This is a genomic window from Bradyrhizobium sp. USDA 3262 (genome assembly GCF_054060035.1).
This window is the reverse complement of the sequence record NZ_JBSSCT010000001.1, coordinates 306244-331500: the sequence shown is the minus strand read 5'-3', so window position 1 is coordinate 331500 and position 25257 is coordinate 306244. Positions and strand designations below refer to the sequence as shown.

The window sequence follows — 25257 nt, the reverse complement described above, 5'->3', positions numbered from 1 at the left end:
AACCGCCTGAACCACCTACCTCTTGGGCGTGTCGACGCTCGATCTCTTCTCCGTTCCGCCGTCGGAAACGGCCGATCTCCTGCCGCGCCGGTTTCGCGACTGGTTTGCCTCACGCGGCTGGTCGCCGCGCGAGCATCAGCTCGCGCTGCTGGCGAAAGCGCGCGAGCAACGCTCGGCGCTGCTGATCGCGCCCACGGGAGCGGGCAAGACGCTGGCGGGGTTCTTGCCGACGCTAGTGGAGTTATCGGGTGAAACACATGGCCGCCAGGATTCTCACCTCCCCCTGAAAGGGGGAGGTCGGCGCGCTCAGGCGCGCGCTAGCGCGGCCGAGCGCGACGGGTGGGGGGCAGCCGCGGGTACTGAGCAAGCGGCTGACCCCCACCCCAACCCTCCCCCTTTCAGGGGGAGGGAGCTTGACGAGCTCGCAAGCGGAGAGGCAGCAGCGTCGGTGAGATCGCGTCCGAATCTCATCTCCACCGGTCGCTCCGTTCGCCGCAGCAGCGGGCTGCACACGCTCTACATCTCGCCGCTGAAAGCGCTCGCGGTCGATATCGCGCGCAATCTGGAGGCGCCGGTCGCCGAGATGGGGCTGCCGATCAGGATCGAGACCCGCACCGGCGACACGCCGGTGTCGCGGCGGCAGCGGCAGCGGCGCTATCCGCCGGATATTCTGCTCACCACGCCGGAGCAGCTGGCGCTGCTGCTCGCGTCCGACGACGCGCCCTATCTGTTTTCCTCGCTGAAGCGCATCGTGCTCGACGAGCTGCATGCGCTCGTCACCTCCAAGCGCGGTGATCTGCTGTCGCTCGGACTTGCGCGGCTCTGGACCATCGCGCCGCAGATACGTGCCATTGGCCTCTCGGCGACGGTCGCCGAGCCGGAGCAGCTCGCGCGTTTCCTGGTGCCGCAGCCGGGTGGCGAGAATGCGTCCGCCGACGTCGTCACCGCCGGCGGCGCCGCGCCGCCGGTGGTCGAGATGCTCGACACCAGGGAGCGGCTGCCGTGGTCCGGCCACAGCGCGCGCCATGCGCTGCCCGAGGTCTACGAGCTGATCAAGCGCAACAAGACCACGCTGGTGTTCGTTAACACCCGCAGCCAGGCCGAGATGCTGTTCCAGGATCTCTGGCGCATGAATGACGACGGGCTGGCGATCGCGCTGCATCACGGCTCGCTCGACGTCGCGCAGCGCCGCAAGGTCGAGGACGCGATGGCCGCGGGAAAACTGCGCGGTGTGGTCTGCACCTCCTCGCTCGATCTCGGTGTCGACTGGGGCGATGTCGATCTCGTCATCAATATCGGCGCGCCAAAAGGTTCGTCGCGGCTGATGCAGCGGATCGGCCGCGCCAACCACCGCTTCGACGAGGCCTCGCGCGCCGTGCTGGTGCCGGCCAACCGCTTCGAGGTGCTGGAATGCCGTGTCGCGATCGACGCGATCGCCGAGAATGCGCAGGACACGCCGCCGCTGCGCTCGGGCGCGCTCGACGTGCTGGCCCAGCACGTGCTCGGCTGCGCCTGCGGCAAGCCGTTTCTGTCCGATGAACTCTACGATGAAGTCAGGACCGCAGCGCCCTATGCATCGCTCGCACGCACCGATTTCGACGATGTCGTCGATTTCGTCGCCACCGGCGGCTACGCGCTGAAGACCTATGAGCGTTTCGCGCGCATCAAGCAGGACAAGCAGGGCCGCTGGCGCGTCACCAATCCGAAGGTGCGGCAGAGCTATCGCCTCAACGTCGGCACCATCGTCGAGGAGACCATGCTGAAGGTGCGGCTGGTGCGCTCGCGCGCCGGCGGTAGCGGATCGACCGGCGCGATCGCCCGCGGCGGCCGGATGCTCGGCGAGATCGAGGAGGTCTTCATCGAGGGCCTCGTGCCCGGCGACACTTTTGTCTTTGGCGGTGAGGTGGTGCGCTACGAGGCCTTGGTTGAAGACCAGGTCTATGTCTCCCGCGCCAATGATAAAGATGCAAAAGTGCCGTCCTATATGGGCGGCAAGTTTCCGCTCTCGACCTATCTCGCCGAACGGGTCCGCAAATTGCTCGACAACAGCCGGGCCTGGAACGCGCTGCCGGACCAGGTGCACGACTGGCTGTCGCTGCAGCGGAAATTCTCACGGGTGCCTGCGGTGCGCGAGCTGCTGGTCGAAACCTTTCCGCGCGGCGGCAGCCATTATCTGGTCTGCTATCCCTTCGAGGGCCGGCTCGCGCATCAGACGCTCGGCATGCTGCTGACGCGCCGGCTGGAGCGCGCCCGCGCCCGTCCGCTCGGCTTCGTCGCCAACGAGTATGCGCTTGCGGTCTGGGGCGTCGGCGATCTCTCCTTCATGATCCGGCACGGCAAGCTCGATCTCAACGCGCTGTTCGATCCCGACATGCTCGGCGACGATCTCGAAGCATGGCTCGCGGAATCCGCGCTGATGAAGCGGACCTTCCGCAACTGCGCCATCATCTCCGGGCTGATCGCGCGCCGCTTCACCGACGAGGAGAAGTCGCGCCGCCAGGTGCTGTTCTCGACAGACCTGATCTACGACGTGCTGCGCAAGCACCAGGCCGATCATGTGCTGCTGCGCGCCGCGCGCGGCGATGCCGCCACGGGATTGCTCGATCTTCGCCGCCTCAGCGACATGCTTTCGCGCATCCACGGCCGAATCACCCACCAGGATCTCGACCACGTTTCTCCGCTTGCCGTCCCCGCGCTGCTGGAAATTGGCCGCGAGTCAGTTTATGGCGAAGCATCCGACGAGCTCCTGGCCGAGGCGGCCGAGAACCTCGTGCGGGAGGCGACGACGTAATACTGGACTGTGGGGAACAGGACGTGACGGCAAGCGCGCTAGCTTTGCGAGACGGTGACGACATGCGCGTTTCGAGGGTCACGGTGGCGGATGTCGGATTCGTGGCCGATTTCTCCGGCGCGCTGTTCTGGGAAGCGCAGAGCCTCTTGGTGGTGTCCGACCTGCATCTGGAAAAAGGCTCGAGCTTCGCCAGCCGCGGCGTGCTGCTGCCGCCCTACGACACGGTCGCGACGCTCAGCCGGCTCGCTGCGGTGATTGCGCGGCACGATCCACGGCAGGTGATCGCGCTCGGCGACAGCTTTCACGATCGCGATGCGCATGCGCGGCTGTCGGATCCGGATCGCGAGGCGCTCGCGGCGCTGCAGTTGCGGCGCAACTGGATCTGGATCTCGGGCAACCACGATCCGGCGCTGCCGTCCGATCTTGGCGGCGTGGTCGCGACCGAAGTCGCGATCGGTCCGATCGCGTTCCGCCATGAGCCGACGGGTGCGAGCGGCGAGATCGCCGGCCACCTGCATCCCAAGGCGCGGGTGCCGACCCGCGGCCGCTCGATCGAGCGCCGCTGCTTCGCCTGTGACGGCGAGCGCGCGGTGATGCCCGCGTTCGGTGCCTACACCGGCGGCTTGAGCATCCGCGACGCCGCGTTCACACGGATTTTCGGATCGCCTGGCTTCATGGCCCATGTGCTCGGCGACAAGCGCGTCCACGCGTTCGTCGCGTCACGGTGTTATTAGCGATCGGCGCATTGTTATCACCGTCATCCCCGCGCAAAGGCTTCGCCTTTGTCGCTGGAGGTGCGAGCGGGGCGAGCCTCGAAGGATGTACGGCCCGGCTGGTGGCCGTGCATCCTTCGAGGCGCGCAAGGGCGCGCACCTCAGGATGACGGGATCAAGAGCGTTGGCGCAACCTCGCGCTGCCTTCGCCTGCCGTGCCACACAGTCAGTGTCGTCCCGGGCAAGCGAAGCGCGACCCGGGACCCATAACCACCGATCGCCGTTGCTGCGCGACGATGGGGCCACAGCTTGCTTAGGCAACACAATCCTGTGGTTATGGGTCCCTGCTTTCGCAGGGACGACAATGGAGAAGCGGCGTGATCTCGCCCTACGCCGCCTTCGCCTGCCGCGCCACACACTCGGTGTCGTCCCGGGCAAGCGAAGCGCGACCCGGGATCCATAACCACCACTGTTCGAGATTGCGCAAAGCTGTGGCCCCAGCGCGGCATCACACTGCATGCGGTGGTTATGGGTCCCTGCTTTCGCAGGGACGACGGCGGAGTAGCGGCGCAGCCTTTGCTTCACGCCGCCTTCGCCTGCACGCTCTCGCAATACTCCGCGAGCCTGTCCGCCAGCCGCAGTGTCGCCGGGCTGGCTTCGGGGGCGGCGACGAGGGCGACCTCGGTGCGGTCGATCGGCGCAAAGCCGTCCCTTGCGGTCAGCACGCGATGCTCGGGCTGGATCGACATTTCCGACAAAATGCTGAGCCCGAGGCCCGCGGCGACGGCGGCCTGGATGCCGGCGAGGCTGGAGGAGGTGTAGGCCATGTGCCAGTTGCGGCCGGCGCTCTCCAGCGCATGGATGGCGCGGGCGCGGTAGAGACAGCCCGAGGCGAAACCGATCAGCGGAACCGAGCCGGCCGTCGTATCGCGCGGGTGGCTCTTGCTGGTGACCCAGTGCACGCGTTCAGGCCACACCGCGATGCCGCCCTTCTCATTGGCGGCGCGCTTGATCAGCGCGAGATCGAGATCGCCGCGTTCGAGATCGCGGTACAGGAACAAGCTCTGGCCGGAGCGCACGTCGAGCCGCAAGTTGGGATGGCTGCGCGCGAAAGTCGCGAGCAGCTTTGTCAGCCGATAGGCGGCAAAATCCTCGGTGATGCCGATCCGGATCGCGCCTTCGCTGCCGGGCCGCGAGAGCACGTCGCGAGCCTCTTCGGCGAGTGACAATAGCCGCCGCGCGTAGGTCAGCAGCCGCTCGCCGGCTTCCGTCGGGGTGACGTCCTTGCCGCTGCGGATCAGCAGCGGCTGGCCGACATCCTCCTCCAGGCGCTTGATCTGCTGGCTCACCGTCGACTGCGTGCGGTGGACACGCTCTCCGGCGCGGGTGAAGCCGCCGGCATCGATCACCGAGACGAAACTGCGTAACAGCTCCAGGTCGAGCATCGCAGCCTCCATTTATAAATCCACTGCACGCCAGTCTATCATTTAATTTCCAAATATCAAGGCGCTGGCCTAGATCATGGCCGAAGGAGAATTCGCCCATGTCCGCCGCAACCTCGATGGCCGCCCCGCGCGCCCGCTTCAACACCCTGCCGCTGCTGATTGCCCTGTTCTGCCTGCTGTGGAGCTACGCCTTCGTCGCCGGCAAGATCGGCGTCACCGATTGCCCGCCGCTGATCCTGCTCGCCGCGCGGTTTTCGCTCGCCGGGGTTCTGATCCTCGCCATCTCCTGGCTGCGCCGCGACCAATGGGATCTCACATGGCGCGATGCGGCGGTGTTTGCCGTGCTCGGCGTCGCCAACAACGCGCTCTATCTCGGCCTCGGCTATACCGGCCTGAAGACCGTCTCGGCCGGCCTCGGCGCGCTGATCGTCTCGGCCAATCCGGTCTTCACCGCCATGCTGGCGGCGCTGTTCCTCGGCGAGAGCATGACCTTGCGCAAGGTGATCGGTCTCGTGCTCGGCATCGTCGGCGTCGCCTTCATCGTCTGGCATCGCATGTCGGTCGGATCGGACAGCCCGCACGGCATCCTGTTCACGCTGGCCTCGCTCGCCTCGATCGTGGCCGGCACGGTGCTGTTCAAGCTGCTGGCACCGAAGGGCAGCCTGTGGATCGGCAACGGCATCCAGAACATCGCCGGCGGCCTTGCGGTGATGCCGTTCGCCTTCACCCTCTCCAGCTTTGGCGACATCGTGCCCAGCATGCGTCTCGCCGGCGCCTTCACTTTCCTCGTGCTCGGCGGCTCGATCCTTGCCTATCTGCTCTGGTTTCACCTCCTGAAAGTGTGTGGCGCGACCGCCGCAAGCGCCTATCACTTCCTGATGCCGCCGCTCGGCATGCTGTTCGCCTATCTCGTGCTCGGCGAGCATGTCGAATTTCGCGACCTGCTCGGGATCGTTCCGGTCGCGCTCGGCATTTACCTGGTGACCCGCCCGGCGGCCGCCGCGGCCAACAGGAGTATGACGTGAGCATCACCATCACGCTGATCGGAGGTCCTACCGCCCTGATCGAGATCGGCGGGTTCCGCCTGCTCACCGATCCGACCTTCGATGCGCCCGGCGAGTATCAACTGCCGCATGTGAAACTGGAGAAATTGACGGGTCCCGCGCTCGGCGCGCGGGACGTCGGCGCGATCGATGCGGTGCTGCTGAGCCATGACCAGCATTCCGACAATCTCGACCATTCCGGCCGGGATTTCCTTAAAAGCGCGAAGCGCGTGCTGACGACGGAGGCCGGCGCCAGGCGGCTCGGCGGCAACGCCGAGGGCTTTGCGCCCTGGGCCTCGACCGAGTTGCAGAAGGGCGGCCGGACGCTCACCATCACCGCGACGCCGGCGCGGCATGGACCGGCCGGGATCGAGCCGTTGTCCGGCGACGTCATCGGCTTCGTATTGCAGCCGGCAAAACCGGGCCGTCCGGTCTATGTCAGCGGCGACACCACCTGGTTCGACGGCGTCGCCGAGGTCGCGCGGCGCTTCGACTGCGGCGTGGTGCTGCCGTTCGCCGGCGCGGCGCAAACCCGCGGCCCCTTCCATCTCACCATGGACACCAATGACGCGATCGAAACCGCGCGCGCCTTTGCGGACGCGGTGATCGTGCCGGTTCATACCGACGGCTGGGCGCATTTCCGGCAGAGCGCGAGCGACCTGCGCGCGAGCTTCGATACGCTCGGCTTCGGCCGCCGTCTGCGCATCCTCGAACCCGGCGTCGCCACGGTCATCGAGCCGTAGGTTTCGTCCCAGGAACCTTGCCGGTATTCGGCTCGTTGTCAGACGGCTGGAACCGGACATGACGCGGCAAGGGACAATCTCACCACACGACAAACATGACGATGCGCCGGTGGCGAAGCCCCGGCGCCAGCCGTTCAGTTTCAACCGCGTCCTGAAGACGCTCGGCCCCGGCCTGATCACCGGCGCATCCGACGACGACCCTTCGGGGATCGGCACCTACAGCCAGGCCGGCGCGCAACTCGGCTACGGCATTGGCTGGACGATGCTGCTGACGTTTCCGCTGATGAGCGCGATCCAGGAGATCTCGGCGCGGGTCGGCCGTGTCACCGGGCATGGCATCGCGGGCAATGTATGCCGGCATTATCCGGGCTGGCTCCTCGCCGTCGTGGTGACGCTGCTGTCCATTGCCAACACCATCAACATCGCGGCCGACCTCTCGGCCATGGCCGATGCCACAAAGCTCCTGATCGGCGGTCCGGCCATTCTCTATGTAGTGCTGTTCGGCGTCACCTCGGTGGCCGCGCAGATCTTCATGAACTACCGGCGCTACGTCACGATCCTGAAATGGCTGACGCTCAGCCTGTTCGCCTATGTCGCGGCGCTCGCCTTTGCCAAGGTGTCGTGGATGCAGGCCCTGGCCGGCGTGCTGATGCCGCGCATCAGCTGGAGCGCCGACTATTTCACGACCATCGTTGCGATCTTCGGCACCACGATCTCGCCCTATCTGTTCTTCTGGCAGGCCTCGCAGGAGGCGGAGGAGCAGCGGGTCGACGCTACCAAGCATCCGCTGATCGAACGGCATTACGGTGCCCGGCACGAATTCTCGCGCATCCGCGCCGATACCATCACCGGCATGGCGTTTTCGAACCTGATCGCGTTGTCGATCATCGTCACCGCCGCCGCATCGCTGCATGCCACCGGCAAGACCGACATCCAGACCTCGGCGCAGGCCGCCGAGGCGCTGCGCCCGATCGCCGGGCCGTTTGCCGAGGTGATCTTCGCGCTCGGCATCGTCGGCACCGGCTTATTGGCGATCCCGGTGCTCGCGGGTGCGACCGCCTATGCGGTCGGCGAGGGCCGGCGATGGCGGGTTGGGCTGACGCGCAGGCCGAAGGAGGCGATCGCGTTCTATTCGGTGTTGGCGCTGTCGGGCGGCATCGGCATCGCGCTCAACTTCACGCCGATCGATCCGATCGCGGCGCTGTACTGGAGCGCGGTCGTCAACGGCGTGCTCGCGGTGCCCGTGATGGTGCTGCTGATGTTCATGGCCCGCCGCCGGGACGTCATGGACCGCTTTGTGGTCGGCGGCTGGCTGTACTGGCTCGGCTGGCTCTCGACCTGCGCGATGGCGCTCAGCGTGATCGCGATGGGGATCGGCCTCCTGGCGTAGCTTGTTCGAACTCCTCAACCCTCGCCGAACAGCGAGCTATCGATCTTGGTCGTCGATTTGACCTTTCGCAGGATGATCGTCGTGCGGTAGCTCGCGATGTCGGTGTCCGGATGCATGAGGCGGTCGAGGATGAAGGATTGATAGCGCGCGAGGTCCGAGGACACGATCCGTAGCGAGTAATCCCAATCGCCGGCAATCATGCAACATTCGACGACCTCCGGAAGGTCGATCACCTTCCTCTCGAAGCGCGCGAAGGATTCCCTGTTCTGTTGCTTGAGACGGACCTCGACGATCACGTCGAACCCGAGTCCAACCCGCGTTGGGTCCACCAGCGCCACATAGGAATTGATGACGCCGGCCTCTTCGAGGGTGCGGACGCGTCGCATGCAGGGGGCGGACGAGAGGCCGATCCGTTCGGCCAGCTCGAGATTCGTGACGCGCCCCTCGACCTGCAACACGTCGAGGATTTTTCGGTCGATCTCGTCAATCACGATCGCGGTTCCCATTTCTTTCGCATTTTCCAGCTTTTGCGCAATTGATTGCAGAAGAGGGGCTGAAATGCATCTCAAATCGCAATGTCATTGCTCTCGCGCGCGCATAAGATGCGGTGCGAGGTTCTTGATCGCTGCGACCGAGCAGCAAGGAGCGGGCATGGCCGGAAATGACGACAAATCCTTTTGGGATCGCGCGCGGCGGCACCTCATTCGCTATGGCGGGACGTTCGCTCCCGTCATCATCGAGCGCGCCTCCGGATCCTTCGTCTATGACGCCGACGGCCGTGCCATCCTGGATTTCACGTCCGGGCAGATGAGCGCCGTGCTCGGTCACGGTCACCCGGAGATCGTCCAGACCATCGGCGAGCATGCCGAACGGCTCGACCATCTCTTCAGTGGCATGCTGACGCGCCCGGTCGTCTCGCTGGCCGAAAAGCTCGCGAGCCTGCTGCCGCCGGGGCTTGATCGCGTCATGCTGCTCAGCACCGGCGGCGAGTCGAACGAGGCGGCAATCAAGATGGCCAAGCTCGCCACCGGCGGCTTCGAGACCGTCGCGTTCGCGCAGTCCTGGCACGGAATGACATCTGGTGCGGCCGCAACGACCTATTCGGCCGGCCGCAAGGGCTATGGTCCCGCGCCGGTCGGCTCGCTCGCGATCCCGACGCCGAACCCCTATCGCCCGCGCTTCGGCAGCGCGGCCGATTGGCGGGCCGAGCTGGCCTACGCCTTCGATCTGATCGATCGCCAATCGACCGGCTCGCTCGCCTGCATGATCGCCGAGCCGATCCTCAGCTCCGGCGGGCTGATCGACCTGCCTGAAGGCTACCTTGCCGAGCTGAAGGAGCTGTGCCGGGCACGCGGCATGCTGCTGATCGTCGACGAAGCACAGACCGGCCTCGGCAGAACCGGCGCCATGTTCACTTTCGAGCGCGACGGGGCCGTGCCTGACATCCTGACCTTGTCGAAGACGCTCGGTGCCGGCCTGCCTCTGGCCGCGGTCATCACCTCCGCCGAGATCGAAGAGCGGTGTCATGAACGTGGTTTCCTGTTCTACACGACGCATGTGTCGGACCCGATGCCGGCCGCGGTCGGGCTGAAGGTCATCGAGATCATCCTTCGCGACAGATTGGTCGAACGCGCCAGGGTAGCGGGCGCGCGGCTGAGGGATGGGCTCCTCGCACTTCAGAACCGGTTCGAATGCATCGGTGACGTGCGCGGCAGGGGGCTGATGCAGGGCATCGAGATCGTGCGCGACCGTTACAGCAAGGAGCCTGATGAAGCGCTCGGAACGCGTGTCTCCCAGCGCTGCATGCAGCTTGGACTGAGCACCAACATCGTTCAGTTGCCCGGCATGGGCAGCGTGTTCCGCATCGCCCCGCCGCTGACGATCAGCGACGACGAGATCGATCTTGGCCTCGCGATCCTCGGCGAAGCGTTCGAAAGCGCGTTGCAAAGCAGGGCTGGCTAAATCAATCCTTGCGAAACACGATCGAGGCCATCCAGCCGGTCATCAGCGCCATGAACGCGGTGATCAGGCCGTAGACAAAGCCGTTCTGCCGCGCGGTGGTGGCGACGAATTGCTCGAAGCCGACCTTGACGATCTCGAATGCGGTCTCGGCCTTGGTCACCAGCGCGCCGTCCGAAAACAGCTTGATCTCGACATTATAGGTGCCGATCGGCACCTCCGCGGGCAGCGGAATGCCGGTGCGGAACAGGGTCGGGGTCAGGAAGGTCACCGCCGAGGTCGCCTCACGGTACAGCCCGTGCTCGGAGCGCAGCCGCACGAAGGCGCTGCGGAACGGGTCGTTCGGCACCACGTCGGCATAGTCGGGCCCGACCCGCTGCATCAGCAGCACGTTGTTGAGCCCGAGCTGCTGCCGCCGCTGCACCTCGGGCGAAGCGATCTGGTCGAACGGGCGATTGGAAAACAGCGCGAGATAACCCGGCACCTGCAGGAACTGGCGCGAGTCGGTGTTGATCCAGATGCCGAATTTGCGCTCCTTGCGCCGCGTGACCATGTCGGCGCGCGGGCCGGAGACCGTGACGACGAGGTCGTAGTTCGTGCGGTTTGACGGCGCCTTGTCGTCCTTCTCGACCGAGCCGAACAGCACGAGCTCGCCGCCGGAATAGTTCGGCGTCACCGTGACGCGGTGGTTGGAGACCGACACGATCAGCCGCTCGGCATGAGCGGGCGCGGCCGCCAGGCCGGCGGCGGCGAGGCCGATGATCGCGAGCGCCGTACGCAGCCTCATGGCGGGGCTCCGCCGGTTTCGCGGATGCTGAACAGGTCCTGCGGCCGGATCACCAGCTCGACCGCAAAGCGGATGCCGACCGCGAGCACGAGCAGGCCGAGCAGCAGGCGCAGATGCTCGCCGCGGATCTTCTGGCCGGCGCGGGCGCCGAACTGCGCGCCGGTGACGCCGCCGACCATCAGGATCAGTGCCAGCACGGCGTCGACCAGATGGTTGGTCACGGCGTGCAGCATGGTCGCGAACACCATGGTGACGAGGGTTAGCACCATCGAGGTGCCGATCACGGTCGAGGTCGGCACCCGCAGCACATAGATCATCAGCGGCACCAGGATGAAGCCGCCGCCGATCCCCATCACCGCGCCGATGAAGCCGATCGCGAGCCCGACCACGACGATCGGGATGACGGAGAGGTAGATCTTGGAGCGCTTGAAGCGCAGCTTCAGCGGCAGGCCATGGATCCAGCCATGGCTGCCGGGCTTGCGCAGGGTGACGGGGCGGCCGCCGCGGGCGCGCAGCATCGCGCGCAGGCCTTCCCAGAACATCAGCCCGCCGACCGTCGTCAGCAGGATGACGTAGGACAGCGCGATCATCAGGTCGAGCTGGCCGAGCGAGCGCAGGAAGGTGAAGGTCCACACCCCGAGCGTGGTGCCGAGCGTGCCTCCGACCAGCAGCACCGCCGCCAGCAGCGGGTCGATCGCGCGTCTGCGCCAATAGGAAATGGCACCGGAGAACGAGGAGGCCGCGATGTGGCTGGCGACGGAGGCGACCGCGACCGCGGGCGCGATGCCGACGAAGATCAGCAGCGGCGTCATCAGGAAGCCGCCGCCGATGCCGAACATGCCGGAGACGAATCCAACCGCCGCGCCCATCGCCAGGATGAGGAAGACATTGACCGGAATGTCGGCGATCGGGAGGTAGAGCTGCACGCGCGTCGCTTCTTGTCGGTTCGCCGCGAGATCGGCGCAAGGCCGCATCACGGCGTGATGTCGTTCTGGTCGGGCATTCTCCGGCTGAACGAATCCGGTCGGCGCGCAAGAAGCAGGCGAACGCGGGTCGATTGCCGCATTCCTGCATAACTGAAATCGGCGGGGGGAGGGACTAAAGAATCCGCTCCCGGGGGCATTTTTCGCCGCACTTGGCCGCCGTCTGCGGACGTGGTTGATAATTCAGATTAATGACGCCCGTGTCGCCTCACGGCCGATCGACAGGCTTGGTGATCAGGTTCAGCGCGAGCGCTTCCTTCGGGTTCAGCCAGCGGATATCGGAGGTTTGCGACATCGCCTCGACGATCCCGGAAGAGACGCCCATCTTGGTCATGTAGCCCAGCACCATGCCCTGGATGCGTTGTGCCTCGGCGAGGGGATCGCTGACGGGCGTGCTCGTCGTGAAGCGATGCACGCCGAGCCGCGAGCCCGCGATGCCATAGCGGGTCTGGCCGCCGGCATAGACCAGAACGCAAGCGCTGGCGCAGGACGCGGGGCGGAGCTTGCCCGAGGCGCCGGCGGTGGCGACCGCGGTGACCAGTCCGCGCGTGCGGATGACCTCGCCCATGATGGCGGCCTGGTTCAGCGCACCACCCGGCGACGACAGCAGCACGACGTCGCCTGGTGCGAGACGCGCCTCGCTGAGCCGGTCGCGGAACCAGCTCGCGCTGGCCGAGCCGATCTTGCCGCTGATCGCAAGCGCCCGCCGGCCGCGGCCCGATCCGTCGATGTCGACGTCGGGAATCACGGCCGACGTCATGCTGGCCGCGATGTAGGTCTCGCGCCAGAAATCCCAGGCGCCCGGCGTCGACAGGTCCCGGTAAGCCTGGATGGCGACGCTCGACAACAGCAGCACCAAGATGATGATGGACCAGAGCGAGAACCGGAACGCGCGGGGCGGCGACGCCGCGTTCCCTTGCGGTGTCGGCGGAGGCGGGGCCGAGGGGCGCCGGGCAAATGGAGACGGCGCCTGCCGCGGCGGCGCAACGCGGGGACCGGTCGGCGACGAACGGTGGCCCGTTCCATCATCCTGGCGATCGTCGACGGACAAGCCTGACCCTCCGGAACGCGTGCGCCGATGGCGCGGAACTGCGCGCCTGTCTACACGGCGGAGGGCCGGAGGTATAGGACGGCGGCGCCGTCAAGGCGCCGCAGCCGTCTCGAACTTAGTGAGCCGGAGCGGCGAGTGCCGCGGTCCGCTTCGAGGGTTGCTTGACCGGCTTCGCCGCTGCGGGCTGCGCGGAAGGGCCGTCCCAGCCGCCGGCTGGCGCCGGCACGTTGACCGCATCGCTCGGCTGCGGCTCGGCGGTGAAGGTCTGGATCGCCAGCTTCGCGGCGGCCAGCGACTGCGGGTCGAGCCGCTTGGCGATATCGTCGCGCTTGTGGCCGGCGTCGGCGTCGCCCTGCGCGGCCGCGAGGCTGAACCACTTGAAGGACTCGGCGAGGTTCTGTTCGACACCGATGCCGCGGGCATAGAGGATGCCGAGATTGACCTGGCTGTCGGCAACGCCGCGATCGGCCGCCTTGCGGAACCACTGCGCGGCGCTCTTGTAGTCGGCGCCCTTGCCGCCGCCATCGGCGTCGAGCACCGCGAGATTGTGCATCGCCTTGGCGTTGCCGCGCTCGGCGGCCTGCACGTAGTAGCGTCGCGCCACATCGAAGTCGCGCTTCACGCTGAGGCCCTTCTCGTAGAAGGTGCCGAGCCGGAACATCGCGGGCACCACGCCGGCCTGCGCCGCGCGGGCATACCATTTGGCGGCTTCGTCGACATTGGCGGTCACGCCCTTGCCCTCGGCAAAGCGGACGCCGACTTCATAGGCCGCGGCCGCATCGCCCTTGATCGCGGCGGTGCGCAGCGCCGGACCGCCGATTGCATCGGGCAGCTTCTCGCCCGCCGGGATCTGGACCATGGCGAGCTTGCCGCCGAGCGGCGGTGCGGTCGGAATCGTGCCGGTGACGTCATTGGCGGCGGCTGTTGGCGTCGCAGCCGGCTCAGGCGCGGCGGCGGGTGCGGGCGCGGTTGCCGGTGGGATCGTCACCTGCGCGCTGTCGAGCGTGTTCGGCGCCGGAGTGTTGTTGGACTGGCGGCCGAGCGGGGTCGGCGAGGTCATCGATGGCCCCGGCACTGACGACCCGGGTACGCCGGACGGTGCAGCCGGTGCGGGGGCTGCGGAATTCTCGGCAGGCGGCTGCATGGGCGGCGTGGCCGGCTCGCTGTGCTCGATCGCCGGCATCTGCGGCGCGGAGCTGGTGTCGAGCAGGTTCATCGCCATCTTGGCGGTCGAGAGCAGGATCACGACCACGCTCGCGCCGACCAGCAGCGAACGGATCTTGGAGGTGATGGTCGAAGGCTGCGCCTCCGGCGCGCCAGTCGCTGTCGCGCCGGCCGCGGCCGGGCCGGACTTGGCGGCAGCCGCCTTCGCGGCCTTGTCGGCCTTCTCCTTGGCCTTGGCTGCAGCCTTGCTCGCGGCGCGCGCCGCCTTCTCGTTGACGGGTTGCGCGGCAGCGGCCTGCGCGGCGCGGCGCGCGGCGGCGATGAAGCTCGATGTCGAGACCGGCTCCTTCTTGCCGGCGGGAAGGTCGCTGATCGCGCGCTCGGAATCCGCGATCCGCTCCGACGGCGAAGCGACGCGGCCGGAGGGGCGTGTGCCCGGTTCGAGCGGATGATCCGGCGGCAGTTCCGGTGCGATCGCGGCGCGTGCGGACGCCGCATGCGGCTCGAGGATCTCGCTGATCGCGCGCGGCGGCAGCGGCGGCGGTGGCGCGCTCTCGACCGGCTGCGCGGCATGGAATTCGCGCGGCGCGGACATGAAGTGCTCCTGCGCCAGCGCAGGATTGGGCAATTCGGGCCTGTACGATTCAGGCTTGTACGCTTCAGCTTTGGGCTGCGCGATCGGCTGCGACATCGCCGCGCGCGGCATCTCCATCCGCGGAGCTTCCATCCGCGACTCGACCGGCGCGGGAGCGGGCGGCGGCGCGGTGCGCACCGTACGCAGATCGTTCTCGATCATCGCGAGACGATCGACGACATGGCCGAGCGTGTTGTGAACGGTCTCCAGCGAATCCTGGGTGCGGCGGTCGGTCTCCGACTGGCTGAAGCGGATGTCGGACAGCTCGCGCTTCACCATGTCGACGATGCCGCTGTCCATCATCGGCGCCGGCGAGGAGCTGACGTTGCGGGCGGCGTCGGCGAGCGAGGCGATGTGGGCGTGCTGCGCCTCGAGGTGCCGCATGATGTCATGCAGCCCTTCCTCGACCCGGCCGAGATTGCCGGAGCGCTGGTCGGCGGACTCCAGGCGCTCGAGCAGATAGGAGACGCGCTGCTCGAGATGGGTGAATGCCGACGAACTGTCGTTGCCGACCTGCAGGCGGTCGATCCGCTCCGACAACGAGCGCAGGGCGCCTTCGATGGCATCGGTGTTTTCATAGCCGGCCGGCCGCTCGCGGGTCTCCAGCGTCGAGGCCAATGCGGCAATGCGCTGCTCGATCCCGGCGAAGGCATCGCCATAGGTCTCGGCGCGCGACATCTGCGACAGCTGGTCGACCTTCGCGGCCAACGCATGCACGTCCCCGGAGAGCTGGAGCAGCGCGTCGTTGGAGGCGACATTGGAGACGATGGCGCGCAGCGCCGCGATCGCGCTCTCGAGCTGATGTACCGTCGACGGATCGTCGTTGGCGCGCAGGATCATGTCGAGCTTGGCGCCGAGATTGCGGATCGCCTCGTCGTAGCCGGTGAGCTGCTCGGCGGGCGTCAGCGTGCGCAGCGCCTCGCGGATTTCCGACAGCGCGCGTTCGATGCCGGCGATCGCCTGGCCCTGGCCGTTGCGGCCCTCCTGGCGGATCTCGTCGATCCGGTGATGCAGCGAACGGATCTCGTTCTCGATCGACTCGATCGCCCGGCGCGGCATCGCCTCGGTGATCGCCTGGCGGATTTCCGCAAGCTCGCCGCGGAAGGCCGCGATCGACTGCTCAATATGGTCGGGCCGCTGCAGCGCCTCGATCTGGCTCGTGATCTTGAGCAGATGACGCTCGAGCGAGGAGAAGTCGGGCCCGGCCGGCCCAGCCGGCGGCGGCGCATAGGCGGCCATCGGCGGCGCGCCGCGCGGCGGCATTTGCCGTTGTGCTGATACATCGAGCTCGTTCTGGCGCGCGGCGATCTCCGCGATCGCGGAATCGAACGAGGCCGGGCTCAGCGGCGGCGAGGGGCGATAGACCTGGGCCGCGGCGCGCTCGACCGCCTCCGCCTGGCGCAGCCTCTCCTCCAGTTGCCGGTCATGCATCTGCGACTCACGTTGCATCTGCGATTCACGCGTCGGCTGCGGCTCGCGCGCCGGCTGCGGCCGCGAAATTTGCGACAGCCGGGCATCGAGGCGCGAAATCGCGTCGTTCAGCTGTCGCGCGACGGCGGGCTGGCCGCGCGGCACTTCGGCGCGCACCGCTTCGGCGCGCGTCACCGGCTTTGCAATTTGTTCGATCTGGCGGGTGATGGCGTCGAGCCGCTGGTGGATATCGGCGACCTCGCGGCTTTCCCGGCTCGGCATCGGCTGCCGCTGCTCCATGCGCCAATCCGGCGGGCTCGGTTCGCCGACGGTGGAGTTGAGCCAGTCGTTGAGCGACATGCCGGCGCGGCGCGCAGCCGCCTCGGCCCTTTCGCGGACGGAGGGATCGATGCCGTCAACACTCCACGATACGCGCGAATTCATGATTCCGTCCGGTCCCGACTCCGGCGCTACACCCTGCGCCCGCAGCCTCCCCGCGCATTCCCGTTAAGAGACAATCGAATTCTGCGCTGGGCGTCTGCCTCAGCTGCTGACTTTTTCCCGTCACGGTAAATAACGGGTTAAGGAATGCGGCCGACGGGCTCTAAAGTTAGGGAATCCGGGAACCTGTTGCGCCGGATCAGGACAGCGACTTGTGTCGCCGCTAAACTTCTCCTTCCCCCTGAAAGGGGGAAGGTCGCGATGGGGGTCAGCCGCACACACTGCTGCGTGTGGAGAGAGATGATCCCCACCCGCTTTGCTCTTCGAGCAAAGCGACCTCCCCTTTTCAAGGGGAGGTTGGAGATTTGTTTCTAGCCGTTGCTCTCGCGCTTGCCGTCGTCGAGCGGCAGTACATTGCCGCGGCCGGACATCGCCGACAGCGCGTCGAGCGCCTCCTCGCACCATTCCACCACCATGCGCTCATGGCGCATCCCGAGGCGCAGGCTGAGCATCTTGCCGACGTCGGCCGGCGGCGCGGTGCCGTCGGGAAAGCGCTTGTTGAGCAGGCGCTCGTAGCGCTCATAGCGGTCGCGGTGATGCTCCAGCCGCGCCATCAGGTCGGTGCGCAGCGGCTCGATGTCGACGCAGTCGAGCGCGTAGAGCCGGACCAAGAGGTCATCCTTGATCGAGGGCGGAACGCTCGGCCGCGCCGCCCAATGCTTCAGCGCCGCGCGGCCCTCGGCCGTCAGCGTGTAGACCAGCTTGTTGGGCTTGCCCGACTGCACCACCTCGCGGCCCTGGACGTGGCCCTTGTCGCGCAGCCGCGAGAGCTCGCGGTAGATCTGCTGGTGGTCGGCCTTCCAGAAGAAGCCGATCGAGGCGTCGAACGTCTTGGCGAGCTCATAGCCCGTCATCGGACGTTCCGTGAGGCAGGCGAGGATTGCGTCACCGAGTGCCAACGCCCACCTCCATCTCAGTTCCCAAAAAGGCCATTCTGAAGTTCGCTTGACTTTATGCGTTACTGTGCATATGCGTCAATATGCATATGGTGATCGGCGTGCCGCCCTGTCGCGCGCGCCGGTGGTTCAGGCTTTTCTTAAACCCCGCCGCAGGAGACGTCCGAATGAGCAAGCCGGGCCTCGACAAGTGGTACGCCTACATGAAGTCCCACGACACCGCCGCTCTGTGGGATCTGCTGCATCCCGACGCGGTGTTCGAAAGCCCGGTCGTGCACACGCCGCAGCGCGGCCGCGACATCACCTTCAAATATCTTACCAGCGCCGCCAAGGTGCTCGGCGGCCCGACCTTCAAGTATCTCGGCGAGTGGCGCAATGACACCGGCGCGGTGCTCGAATTCGAGAACGAAATCGACGGCATCAAGCTCAACGGCGTCGACATCATCACGTTCGATGGTGACGGCCGGATCACGCATTTCAAGGTGATGGTGCGTCCGCTCAAGGCGATCAACCTGCTGCATCGGATGATGGGCGAGGAGTTGATGAAGCAAAGCGGCGCAACGTCGCAATCACAGTCGCGATAGCATCTGCCGCGGACCTCCGGAACCGGATAAGGTCCGCTCCAACAAACCAAGGGACACGCTGCGCAGCGTCCGTCGCACATGCGGCCACGTGCCAGCCGGGAGACCAGCATGCCAACCTACAAAGCCCCCGTCGAAGACGTCAGCTTCCTGCTCAACGACGTTTTCCAGATCGACCGCTACGGCAATCTTCCCGGCTTCACCGATGCGTCGGCCGATGTGCGCGAGGCGATCCTCGGCGAGGCCGCCAAGCTCAGCGAAGAGGTACTGCAGCCGCTCAATCGCACAGGCGATCTCGAAGGCTGCAAGCGCAGTGACGACGGCAGCGTCACCACGCCGAAGGGCTTCAAGGACGCCTTCAAGCAGGTCGCCGAAGGCGGCTGGCTCGGCCTGTCGGCGCCGACGGAATTCGGCGGCCAGGGCCTGCCGGTGACGCTGTCGCAGGCGGTCAACGAATTCCAGATCTCCGCCAACATGGCGTTCTCGATGTATGGCGGGCTGACCATGGGCGCGACCGCGGCGCTGCTGGTGCACGGCACGCCCGAGCAGAAGCAGACCTATGTGCCGAAGATGGTCGCCGGCCAGTGGACCGGCACCATGAACCTGACCGAGCCGCAGTGCGGCACCGATCTCGGCCTGCTCCGCACCAAGGCGGTGCGCCAGGCCGACGGCAGCTTCAAGATCACGGGCACCAAGATCTTCATCTCCGCCGGCGAGCACGACCTCACTGAGAACATCATCCATCTCGTGCTGGCGCGCATCGAAGGCGCGCCGGCCGGCATCAAGGGCGTCTCGCTGTTCGTGGTGCCGAAGGTGCTGGTCAATGCCGACGGTTCGCTCGGGCAGCGCAACGGCGTCAGCTGCGGCTCGATCGAGCACAAGATGGGCATCCACGGCAATTCCACCTGTGTGATGAACTACGACAACGCCACCGGCTGGCTGATCGGCGAAGAGAACAAGGGCATGCAGGGCATGTTCGTGATGATGAACGAGGCCCGCCTCGGCGTCGCCGTGCAGGGCCTCGCGCAGTCCGAGGTCGCCTATCAGAACGCGGTCGCCTATGCCCGCGAGCGCCTGCAGGGCCGCTCGCTGACCGGCATGAAGGAACCCGAGAAGCCGGCCGATCCGATCATCGTGCACCCCGACGTGCGCCGCACGCTGCTCACCATCCGCGCCTTCAACGAGGCGGCACGCGCCATGGTGGTATGGACCGCGCTGAAGAGCGACGTCGCGCACCGCTCCAACGACGCCGGGGATCGCCAGGCCGCCGACGATCACATGGGCCTGATGACGCCGGTGCTGAAGGGCGTGTTGACCGACACCGGGTTCGCCAACACAGTCTCGGCGCAACAGATGTTCGGCGGCCACGGCTACATCGCCGAGCACGGCATGGAGCAGTTCGTGCGCGATGCGCGCATCGCGATGATCTATGAGGGCGCCAACGGCATCCAGGCACTCGACCTGGTCGGCCGCAAGCTGCCGCGCGACGGCGGCCGCGCCGCGATGGCGTTTTTCGGCGAGGTCGGCGCTTTCGCCAAGGAGCATGGTGCCGACGAGGCGATGAAGCCGTTTATCACCCCGCTCTCCACCGCGCTCGGCCATCTGCAGCAAGCCACCGGCTGGCTGATGCAGAACGCGCTGACCAAGCCCGACAATGCCGGCGCCGCCGCGACCGACTACATGAAATTGTTCGGCCTCGTCGCGCTCGGCTACATGTGGGCGAAGATGGCCAAGGTGGCGCAGGACAAGGCCGCCGCCGGTACCACGCCTTACCTCAACACCAAGCTCGTGACCGGCCGCTTCTTCATGGAGAAGCTGCTGCCGGAGACCGCCGTGCATCTGGCCCGGATCCAGAGCGGCAGCGCCACCACGATGGAACTGGCCGCGGAAGCGTTCTGAAGCGTTTTCCAGCGAAGTGGAGACCGGTTCGCGTGAAGAAAACGCGTCAAACAAGAAGGCCTTGAAAATTGCCGCCGCACCGCTGCGGCGGCGGGTTCTTCCGTATATATTATGATCCTCATATCAAGGAGGGCGTCATGCCTGAGGCATACATCTACGATCACGTTCGTACCCCGCGCGGCCGCGGCAAGGCCGACGGCGCGCTGCACGAGGTCACCGCGCTGGCGCTCGCCACGGTGCCGCTGAAGTCGCTCAAGGAGCGCAACAACCTTCCCGAGGACTCCGTCGACGACGTCATCCTCGGCGTGGTCGATCCGGTCGGCGAGGCCGGCTCCGACATCGCCCGTTTCGCGGCGCTGAACGCCGGCCTCGGCGAGAAGGTGCCGGGCGTGCAGATCAGCCGCTTCTGCGCCTCCGGCCTCGATGCCGTGAACTTCGCCGCGGCCCAGATCATGAGCGGTCAGCATGAACTCGTGATCGGTGGCGGCGCGGAATCGATGAGCCGCGTCGGCATCGGCGCTTCCGGCGGCGCCTGGCCGATGGATCCCTCGATGGCGGTGCCGGCCTATTTCATGCCGCAGGGCATCTCGGCCGATCTGATCGCGACCAAATACGGTTTCTCGCGCGACGACGTCGACGCCTACGCGGTGCAGAGCCAGCAGCGCGCAGCCAAGGCCTGGGACGAGGGCCGCTTCAGCAAGTCGGTGGTGCCGGTCAAGGACGTCAACGGCCTGACCATTCTCGCCAAGGACGAGCACATGCGCCCGACCACGACGATGCAGTCGCTGGCGCAGCTGCAGCCGTCATTCGCGGCGATGGCGGCGATGGCCGGCTTCGACGCGGTGGCGATCCAGTCGCACCCCGAGGTCGAGAAGGTCAATTACGTGCATCACGCCGGCAATTCCTCCGGCATCGTCGACGGCGCCGGCGCCGTGCTGCTCGGCAGCAAGGAGGCGGGCGCCAAGTATGGCCTGAAGCCGCGGGCGAAAATCCGCGCCTTCGCCAATATCGGCTCGGAGCCCGCGATGATGCTGACCGGACCGGTCGACGTCACCGAAAAGCTGTTCGAGCGCTCCGGCATGAAGAAGTCGGACATCGACCTGTTCGAGCTCAACGAGGCCTTCGCCTCGGTGGTGCTGCGCTATATCCAGGCGTTCGACATCGACAACGCCAAGATCAACGTCAATGGCGGCGCGATCGCGCTCGGCCATCCGTTAGGGGCGACCGGCGCGATGATCCTCGGCACCGTGCTCGACGAGCTCGAGCGCACCAACAAGGAAACCGCCCTGGTGACGCTGTGCATCGGCGGCGGCATGGGCACCGCCACCATCATCGAGCGGGTGTAACCGAGCAGGCAGCGTCATCCTGAGGTGCGAGGGCGAAGCCCGAGCCTCGAAGGATGGATAAATTCATCGGGTCATCCTTCGAGGGCCTCGCAAGAGCGAGGCCACCTCAGGATGACGGAGAGATTGGGAACCGCAACATGGCTTACAAGAATTTCAAGTTCGACGTCGACGCCGACGGCATTGCGCTCGTCACCTGGGACATCCCTAATCGTTCGATGAACGTGTTCGACGAGGTCTCGACCCAGGAGATCGGCGAGATCATCAAGCAGACGACCGGCGATGCCGCGATCAAGGGCGTCGTGATCACCTCGGCCAAGGAGGCGTTCTGCGCCGGCGCCGACCTCTCGATGCTCGAGGGCATGAACCGCTCTTACGCGCAGCTCTTCAAGGAGAAGGGCGAGGAAGCCGCGAACCAGATGCTGTTCGAGCAGAGCCGCCAGATGTCGCAGTCGTTCCGCGCGATCGAGACCTCGGGCAAGCCGTGGGTCGCCGCGATCAACGGGCTTGCGCTCGGCGGTGGCTTCGAGATCACGCTGGCCTGCCACTACCGCGTCGCGGCCGAGAACCCGAAGACCCGGCTCGGCCTGCCCGAGATCAAGGTCGGCCTGTTCCCCGGCGCCGGCGGCACCCAGCGCGTGCCGCGGCTTGTGCAGCCGGCGGACGCGATGCAATTGCTGCTCAAGGGTGAGGCGGTCAATCTCACCCGCGCCAAGGCACTCAACCTGATTCACGCGGTGGTGCCGGCAGCCGATTTGATCAAGGCCGCGAAGGACTGGATCAAGGGCGGCGGCAAGGCCGTCGCGCCGTGGGACGAGAAGGGCTTCAAGCTGCCCGGCGGCCCCGTCTTCTCCAAGATGGGCATGCAGATGTTCCCGGCCGGCAACGCGATCTATCGCCGCGAGACCTACGACAATTATCCGGCCGCGCGCGCCATCATGAGCTGCGTCTATGAAGGCCTGCAGCTGCCGATCGACGCCGCGCTGCGGGTCGAGTCGCGCTACTTCACCAAGGTGCTGCGCTCGAAGGAAGCCGCGGCGATGATCCGATCGCTGTTCCTGTCGATGCAGGAGCTGAACAAGGGGGCGCGCCGTCCGGCCAATGTGCCGCCGACCAAGGTGAAGAAGCTCGCCGTGATCGGCGCCGGCTTCATGGGCGCCAGCGTCGGCTATGTGTCGGCGCAGGCCGGCATCGACGTCGTGCTGGTCGATCGCGACCAGGAGAGCGCCGACAAGGGCAAGGGCCACGCCAAGACCGTGGTCGACGGCCTGATCGCCAAGGGGCGGATGAAGCAGGACGCGGCCGACGCCATCCTGGCGCGGATTTCGGCAACGGCCGACTACAACGTGATCTCGGACTGCGACCTCGTCATCGAAGCCGTGTTCGAGGACCGCAAGGTCAAGGCTGACACCTATGCCAAGGCGCAGCCGCTGCTCAAGCCGGGCGCCATCTTCGCCTCCAACACCTCGACCTTGCCGATCAATTCGCTGGCCGAGGAGTTCAAGGACCAGGGCAAGTTCATCGGCATCCACTTCTTCTCGCCGGTCGAGAAGATGATGCTGGTCGAGATCATCCTCGGCAAGAACACCGGCGACGTCGCGCTGGCGACCGCACTCGACTATGTGCGCGCGATCGGCAAGACGCCCATCGTGGTGAACGACTCCCGTGGCTTCTTCGCCAACCGTTGCGTGATGCGCTACATCTCCGAGGGCAACGAGATGCTGCTCGAAGGCGTGCCGCCGGCGATGATCGAGAACACCGCCAAGATGGCCGGCATGCCGGTCGGGCCGCTGTCGCTGCAGGACGAGGTCGCGCTCGATCTCGGCCTGAAGATCACCAAGGCGACCGAGGCCGATCTCGGCCCCAACGCGATCGACCAGGCGCAGAAGAAGCTGATGGTCGAGATGGTCGAGAAGCAGGGCCGCTTCGGCCGCAAGAACGGCAAGGGCTTCTACGACTATCCCGAGAAGGGCAAGGGCCAGAAGAGCCTGTGGCCGGGGCTCGCCAATCTGCAGCCGAAGCAGCTCGATCCCGACACGCTCAGCGTCGAGGAATTGAAGCAGCGCTTCCTGGTGGTGCAGGCGGTGGAGGCCGCGCGGACCGTCGAGGATCACGTCATCACCGACGTGCGCGAGGCCGATGTCGGCTCGATCCTCGGCTTCGGCTTCGCGCCGTTCACCGGCGGTGCGCTGTCCTACATCGACTTCATGGGCACCAGGAACTTCGTCGCGCTCTGCCACAGCTTCGAGAAGAAGTACGGCTCGCGCTTCACGCCGCCGAAGCTGCTCGAGGAGATGGCCGCCAAGGGCGAAACCTTCTACGGCCGCTTCCCGCCGAAGAAACAGGCGGCGTAAACTTCTGAGGCGAACTCGCGCAGGATCAAGCCGGATCATCGATCCGACTTGATCCTGTTGTGCGACGGTCATGCCCGTCAAAGTCCCGCCACGCTCGTTCCCCACTGGCACCACGCTGCTGGCATCACTCTTGCTCGTCGATCGCCGGGGCGACGATCAGCGTGAGGGTGTCGTGCGATGAGTTCTGCGCTCAGGGAAAATGCCGCGGAGGTCGTGGCGAAGGATCCGTTGCCTTCGTTGCCGCCGTCGCGGCGGGGGAAGCCGCTGCGTTTGCGGGGCAAGGGCCCGTCATGGACCGGCCTCGCGCTACTCGTTCTGGCCGCGGATATTGTGCTCGCCACGGCGGTCTGGCAGGCCGTCAATTTCTTCAGCCATTGAGCCGTCGGTCCCCGGCGAGAGCAAGGCGCCGGCGAGATAGGCGAACTGGTTGAAGGCGAGGCAGGCGACGACGATCGGAGCGCCGGTGGCAAAGGAAAAGCCGTCGGATTGGAGCACGATCGCCGCGAGCACCGCGACCAGCGGCGACTCCAGCATCAATGTCCAAACCCGAAAGTACAAACTGGTTGCCAGCCCAACCAGGGTGCTGGTCAATAAAAGGGTAAAGGCGATCGTCACATTTTTAGACCAGTTGGAGCGGAGGGCGCCGCAGGTCATAGTCGGTCAGTTGGATCGCTCGAACAAGGACGGCCACGCCCTCAGCCGGAACTACACTGACTTAGCATTAATCGCTATAATGCAGGTTAAATTGAGACTTTCCGCCTCCGGTGTCGAGCAAGGGGATCGGCGAATCCACAACAAAAAAGAGCCGGATCGATCGACCCGGCTCTATCGCGGTCGTGGTGAGCGAGCTCAGGCCGCCTTGAGCAGGCCTTCCTTCTTCAGCGCCTCCTGCACCTTCGGGCGCGCCGCAACCCGGGCCTTGTAGGCGGTCACGTTCGGCAGGCCGGAGAGATCGAAGCCGAGCCGGTCCTGCGCCCACATGATCATGGTGAAGAGGTAGCCGTCGGCGACCGTGAACTGGTTGCCCATCAGATAGTCGCGTCCGGCGAGCTGGCTCTCGACATATTTGAACTTGCCCATGGCGCGGTCCTTGAAGAAGGCCTTGGCGTCGTCGGCGAGCACGGGCGAGAACATTGGGCCGAGATTCTTGTGCAGCTCGGTCGTGGTGTAGTTCAGCCATTCGAGCAGCTTGTAGCGCTCGTTGGAGTCCCTCGCCGGCGCCAGCTTCTTGTCGGCGGCCTTGTCGGCGATCATCTGGATGATGATCGGGCCCTCGGTGACCATCTCGCCGGTATCCAGCGCCAGCGCCGGCACCTGGCCCTTGGGGTTCACCTGGAGGAAATCGTCGCCGTTTTCGAGCTTCTTGGCGCGCAGATCGACCTTGACCAGGTCGTAGGGGAGCCCGGCCTCGAGCAGAGCGATATGGGGGGAGAGGGAGCAGGCACCGGGGGTGTAATAAAGCTTCATAGGGGTATTCCTTCCCTTGTTCTTGGCGTCCGGAGAGGGATTGCCTACATGCGCCTGCATGAAATAGTCAAGATTGATGCAGATGCATTCAGTGCGGTACACT

19 protein-coding genes are annotated in these 25257 nt (G+C 66.2%); 10 read left to right on the top strand and 9 right to left on the bottom strand.

Translation table 11 applies throughout. The features are described from left to right. Positions 1 to 28 precede the first annotated feature (28 nt). Positions 29 to 2791 carry a ligase-associated DNA damage response DEXH box helicase gene (locus tag ACVWYP_RS01570; RefSeq protein ID WP_439711228.1) on the top strand — a complete coding sequence of 921 codons (2763 nt, stop codon included), beginning with the start codon at positions 29 to 31 and terminating at the stop codon, positions 2789 to 2791. 62 nt (positions 2792 to 2853) lie between these two features. Continuing rightward, a complete protein-coding gene (gene pdeM, locus ACVWYP_RS01565; RefSeq protein ID WP_304497489.1) occupies positions 2854 to 3525 on the top strand; it encodes a ligase-associated DNA damage response endonuclease PdeM in 672 nt (223 codons plus the stop codon). Between the two features lie 560 nt (positions 3526 to 4085). On the opposite strand, the gene ACVWYP_RS01560 is transcribed toward pdeM, so the two are convergent. Next, a complete protein-coding gene (locus ACVWYP_RS01560) occupies positions 4086 to 4949 on the bottom strand; it encodes a LysR family transcriptional regulator (protein ID WP_304497488.1) in 864 nt (287 codons plus the stop codon). Positions 4950 to 5047: 98 nt separating this feature from the next. On the opposite strand from ACVWYP_RS01560, the gene ACVWYP_RS01555 reads away from it, so the two are divergent. Genes ACVWYP_RS01555 through ACVWYP_RS01545 form a run of 3 tightly spaced genes read left to right on the top strand, consistent with a single transcriptional unit; the run spans position 5048 to position 8125 of the window. Beyond that, positions 5048 to 5974, top strand: coding sequence for a DMT family transporter (locus ACVWYP_RS01555; RefSeq protein ID WP_304497487.1), 927 nt, complete (start codon positions 5048 to 5050; stop codon positions 5972 to 5974). Further along, positions 5971 to 6735, top strand: a complete 765-nt coding sequence (locus tag ACVWYP_RS01550) for an MBL fold metallo-hydrolase (RefSeq protein ID WP_304497486.1) — start codon at positions 5971 to 5973, stop codon at positions 6733 to 6735. The genes ACVWYP_RS01555 and ACVWYP_RS01550 overlap by 4 nt, the downstream gene beginning before the upstream one ends. Positions 6736 to 6793: 58 nt before the next feature. Further along, positions 6794 to 8125 (top strand): NRAMP family divalent metal transporter, encoded by a 1332-nt coding sequence (locus tag ACVWYP_RS01545; RefSeq protein ID WP_304497485.1) that lies wholly within the window; start codon positions 6794 to 6796, stop codon positions 8123 to 8125. Between the two features lie 14 nt (positions 8126 to 8139). On the opposite strand, the gene ACVWYP_RS01540 is transcribed toward ACVWYP_RS01545, so the two are convergent. Beyond that, the gene (locus ACVWYP_RS01540; RefSeq protein ID WP_304497484.1) at positions 8140 to 8631 is read right to left on the bottom strand and encodes an Lrp/AsnC family transcriptional regulator; all 492 of its coding nucleotides are present in this window, start codon (positions 8629 to 8631) and stop codon (positions 8140 to 8142) included. 145 nt (positions 8632 to 8776) lie between these two features. Between ACVWYP_RS01540 and ACVWYP_RS01535 the strand changes: the two genes are divergently transcribed. Further along, positions 8777 to 10087: an aspartate aminotransferase family protein gene (locus tag ACVWYP_RS01535; protein WP_304497483.1), complete on the top strand. Its 1311-nt coding sequence runs from the start codon at positions 8777 to 8779 to the stop codon at positions 10085 to 10087. Position 10088: 1 nt separating this feature from the next. Here ACVWYP_RS01535 and ACVWYP_RS01530 read toward each other — a convergent pair whose 3' ends face one another. The 5 genes from ACVWYP_RS01530 to ACVWYP_RS01510 form a co-directional block, all read right to left on the bottom strand. Further along, positions 10089 to 10871: a TIGR02186 family protein gene (locus ACVWYP_RS01530; protein ID WP_304497482.1), complete on the bottom strand. Its 783-nt coding sequence runs from the start codon at positions 10869 to 10871 to the stop codon at positions 10089 to 10091. Further along, positions 10868 to 11797: a sulfite exporter TauE/SafE family protein gene (locus tag ACVWYP_RS01525; RefSeq protein ID WP_028339007.1), complete on the bottom strand. Its 930-nt coding sequence runs from the start codon at positions 11795 to 11797 to the stop codon at positions 10868 to 10870. Before ACVWYP_RS01525 ends, ACVWYP_RS01530 begins: the two co-directional genes overlap by 4 nt. A gap of 265 nt (positions 11798 to 12062) precedes the next feature. Then, positions 12063 to 12905 (bottom strand): COG3904 family protein, encoded by an 843-nt coding sequence (locus tag ACVWYP_RS01520; RefSeq protein WP_304497481.1) that lies wholly within the window; start codon positions 12903 to 12905, stop codon positions 12063 to 12065. Between the two features lie 115 nt (positions 12906 to 13020). Continuing rightward, a complete protein-coding gene (locus ACVWYP_RS01515) occupies positions 13021 to 16557 on the bottom strand; it encodes a hypothetical protein (protein ID WP_304497480.1) in 3537 nt (1178 codons plus the stop codon). Between the two features lie 368 nt (positions 16558 to 16925). Continuing rightward, the gene (locus ACVWYP_RS01510) at positions 16926 to 17513 is read right to left on the bottom strand and encodes a PadR family transcriptional regulator (RefSeq protein ID WP_026191938.1); all 588 of its coding nucleotides are present in this window, start codon (positions 17511 to 17513) and stop codon (positions 16926 to 16928) included. Between the two features lie 164 nt (positions 17514 to 17677). Between ACVWYP_RS01510 and ACVWYP_RS01505 the strand changes: the two genes are divergently transcribed. The 4 genes from ACVWYP_RS01505 to ACVWYP_RS01490 all read left to right on the top strand — a co-directional run bounded on the left by ACVWYP_RS01505 (position 17678) and on the right by ACVWYP_RS01490 (position 23687). Further along, the gene (locus ACVWYP_RS01505) at positions 17678 to 18094 is read left to right on the top strand and encodes a nuclear transport factor 2 family protein (protein WP_229191371.1); all 417 of its coding nucleotides are present in this window, start codon (positions 17678 to 17680) and stop codon (positions 18092 to 18094) included. A gap of 108 nt (positions 18095 to 18202) precedes the next feature. After that, positions 18203 to 19990, top strand: coding sequence for an acyl-CoA dehydrogenase C-terminal domain-containing protein (locus tag ACVWYP_RS01500; RefSeq protein WP_304497479.1), 1788 nt, complete (start codon positions 18203 to 18205; stop codon positions 19988 to 19990). A gap of 137 nt (positions 19991 to 20127) precedes the next feature. Next, positions 20128 to 21336: an acetyl-CoA C-acetyltransferase gene (locus ACVWYP_RS01495; protein ID WP_304497478.1), complete on the top strand. Its 1209-nt coding sequence runs from the start codon at positions 20128 to 20130 to the stop codon at positions 21334 to 21336. A gap of 137 nt (positions 21337 to 21473) precedes the next feature. Beyond that, complete coding sequence (locus tag ACVWYP_RS01490) at positions 21474 to 23687, top strand: 3-hydroxyacyl-CoA dehydrogenase NAD-binding domain-containing protein (protein ID WP_304497477.1); 2214 nt, start codon at positions 21474 to 21476, stop codon at positions 23685 to 23687. A 306-nt stretch (positions 23688 to 23993) separates the two neighbouring features. Here the strand turns inward: ACVWYP_RS01490 and ACVWYP_RS01485 are convergent, their stop codons facing one another. Both ACVWYP_RS01485 and gstA read right to left on the bottom strand, forming a co-directional pair. Then, positions 23994 to 24302: a hypothetical protein gene (locus tag ACVWYP_RS01485; protein WP_304497476.1), complete on the bottom strand. Its 309-nt coding sequence runs from the start codon at positions 24300 to 24302 to the stop codon at positions 23994 to 23996. Between the two features lie 234 nt (positions 24303 to 24536). Beyond that, a complete protein-coding gene (gstA, locus tag ACVWYP_RS01480) occupies positions 24537 to 25154 on the bottom strand; it encodes a glutathione transferase GstA (RefSeq protein WP_253604765.1) in 618 nt (205 codons plus the stop codon). Positions 25155 to 25257 lie beyond the last annotated feature (103 nt).

What these genes read in the sequence shown, in the direction of transcription:
- pdeM (WP_304497489.1), top strand. Translation starts at nt 2,854, where the DNA reads ATGCGCGTTTCGAGGGTCACGGTGGCGGATGTCGGATTCGTGGCCGAT.
- ACVWYP_RS01560 (WP_304497488.1), bottom strand. Translation starts at nt 4,949, where the DNA reads ATGCTCGACCTGGAGCTGTTACGCAGTTTCGTCTCGGTGATCGATGCC.
- ACVWYP_RS01555 (WP_304497487.1), top strand. Translation starts at nt 5,048, where the DNA reads ATGTCCGCCGCAACCTCGATGGCCGCCCCGCGCGCCCGCTTCAACACC.
- ACVWYP_RS01545 (WP_304497485.1), top strand. Translation starts at nt 6,794, where the DNA reads ATGACGCGGCAAGGGACAATCTCACCACACGACAAACATGACGATGCG.
- ACVWYP_RS01540 (WP_304497484.1), bottom strand. Translation starts at nt 8,631, where the DNA reads ATGGGAACCGCGATCGTGATTGACGAGATCGACCGAAAAATCCTCGAC.
- ACVWYP_RS01535 (WP_304497483.1), top strand. Translation starts at nt 8,777, where the DNA reads ATGGCCGGAAATGACGACAAATCCTTTTGGGATCGCGCGCGGCGGCAC.
- ACVWYP_RS01530 (WP_304497482.1), bottom strand. Translation starts at nt 10,871, where the DNA reads ATGAGGCTGCGTACGGCGCTCGCGATCATCGGCCTCGCCGCCGCCGGC.
- ACVWYP_RS01515 (WP_304497480.1), bottom strand. Translation starts at nt 16,557, where the DNA reads ATGAATTCGCGCGTATCGTGGAGTGTTGACGGCATCGATCCCTCCGTC.
- ACVWYP_RS01505 (WP_229191371.1), top strand. Translation starts at nt 17,678, where the DNA reads ATGAGCAAGCCGGGCCTCGACAAGTGGTACGCCTACATGAAGTCCCAC.
- ACVWYP_RS01500 (WP_304497479.1), top strand. Translation starts at nt 18,203, where the DNA reads ATGCCAACCTACAAAGCCCCCGTCGAAGACGTCAGCTTCCTGCTCAAC.
- ACVWYP_RS01495 (WP_304497478.1), top strand. Translation starts at nt 20,128, where the DNA reads ATGCCTGAGGCATACATCTACGATCACGTTCGTACCCCGCGCGGCCGC.
- ACVWYP_RS01490 (WP_304497477.1), top strand. Translation starts at nt 21,474, where the DNA reads ATGGCTTACAAGAATTTCAAGTTCGACGTCGACGCCGACGGCATTGCG.
- gstA (WP_253604765.1), bottom strand. Translation starts at nt 25,154, where the DNA reads ATGAAGCTTTATTACACCCCCGGTGCCTGCTCCCTCTCCCCCCATATC.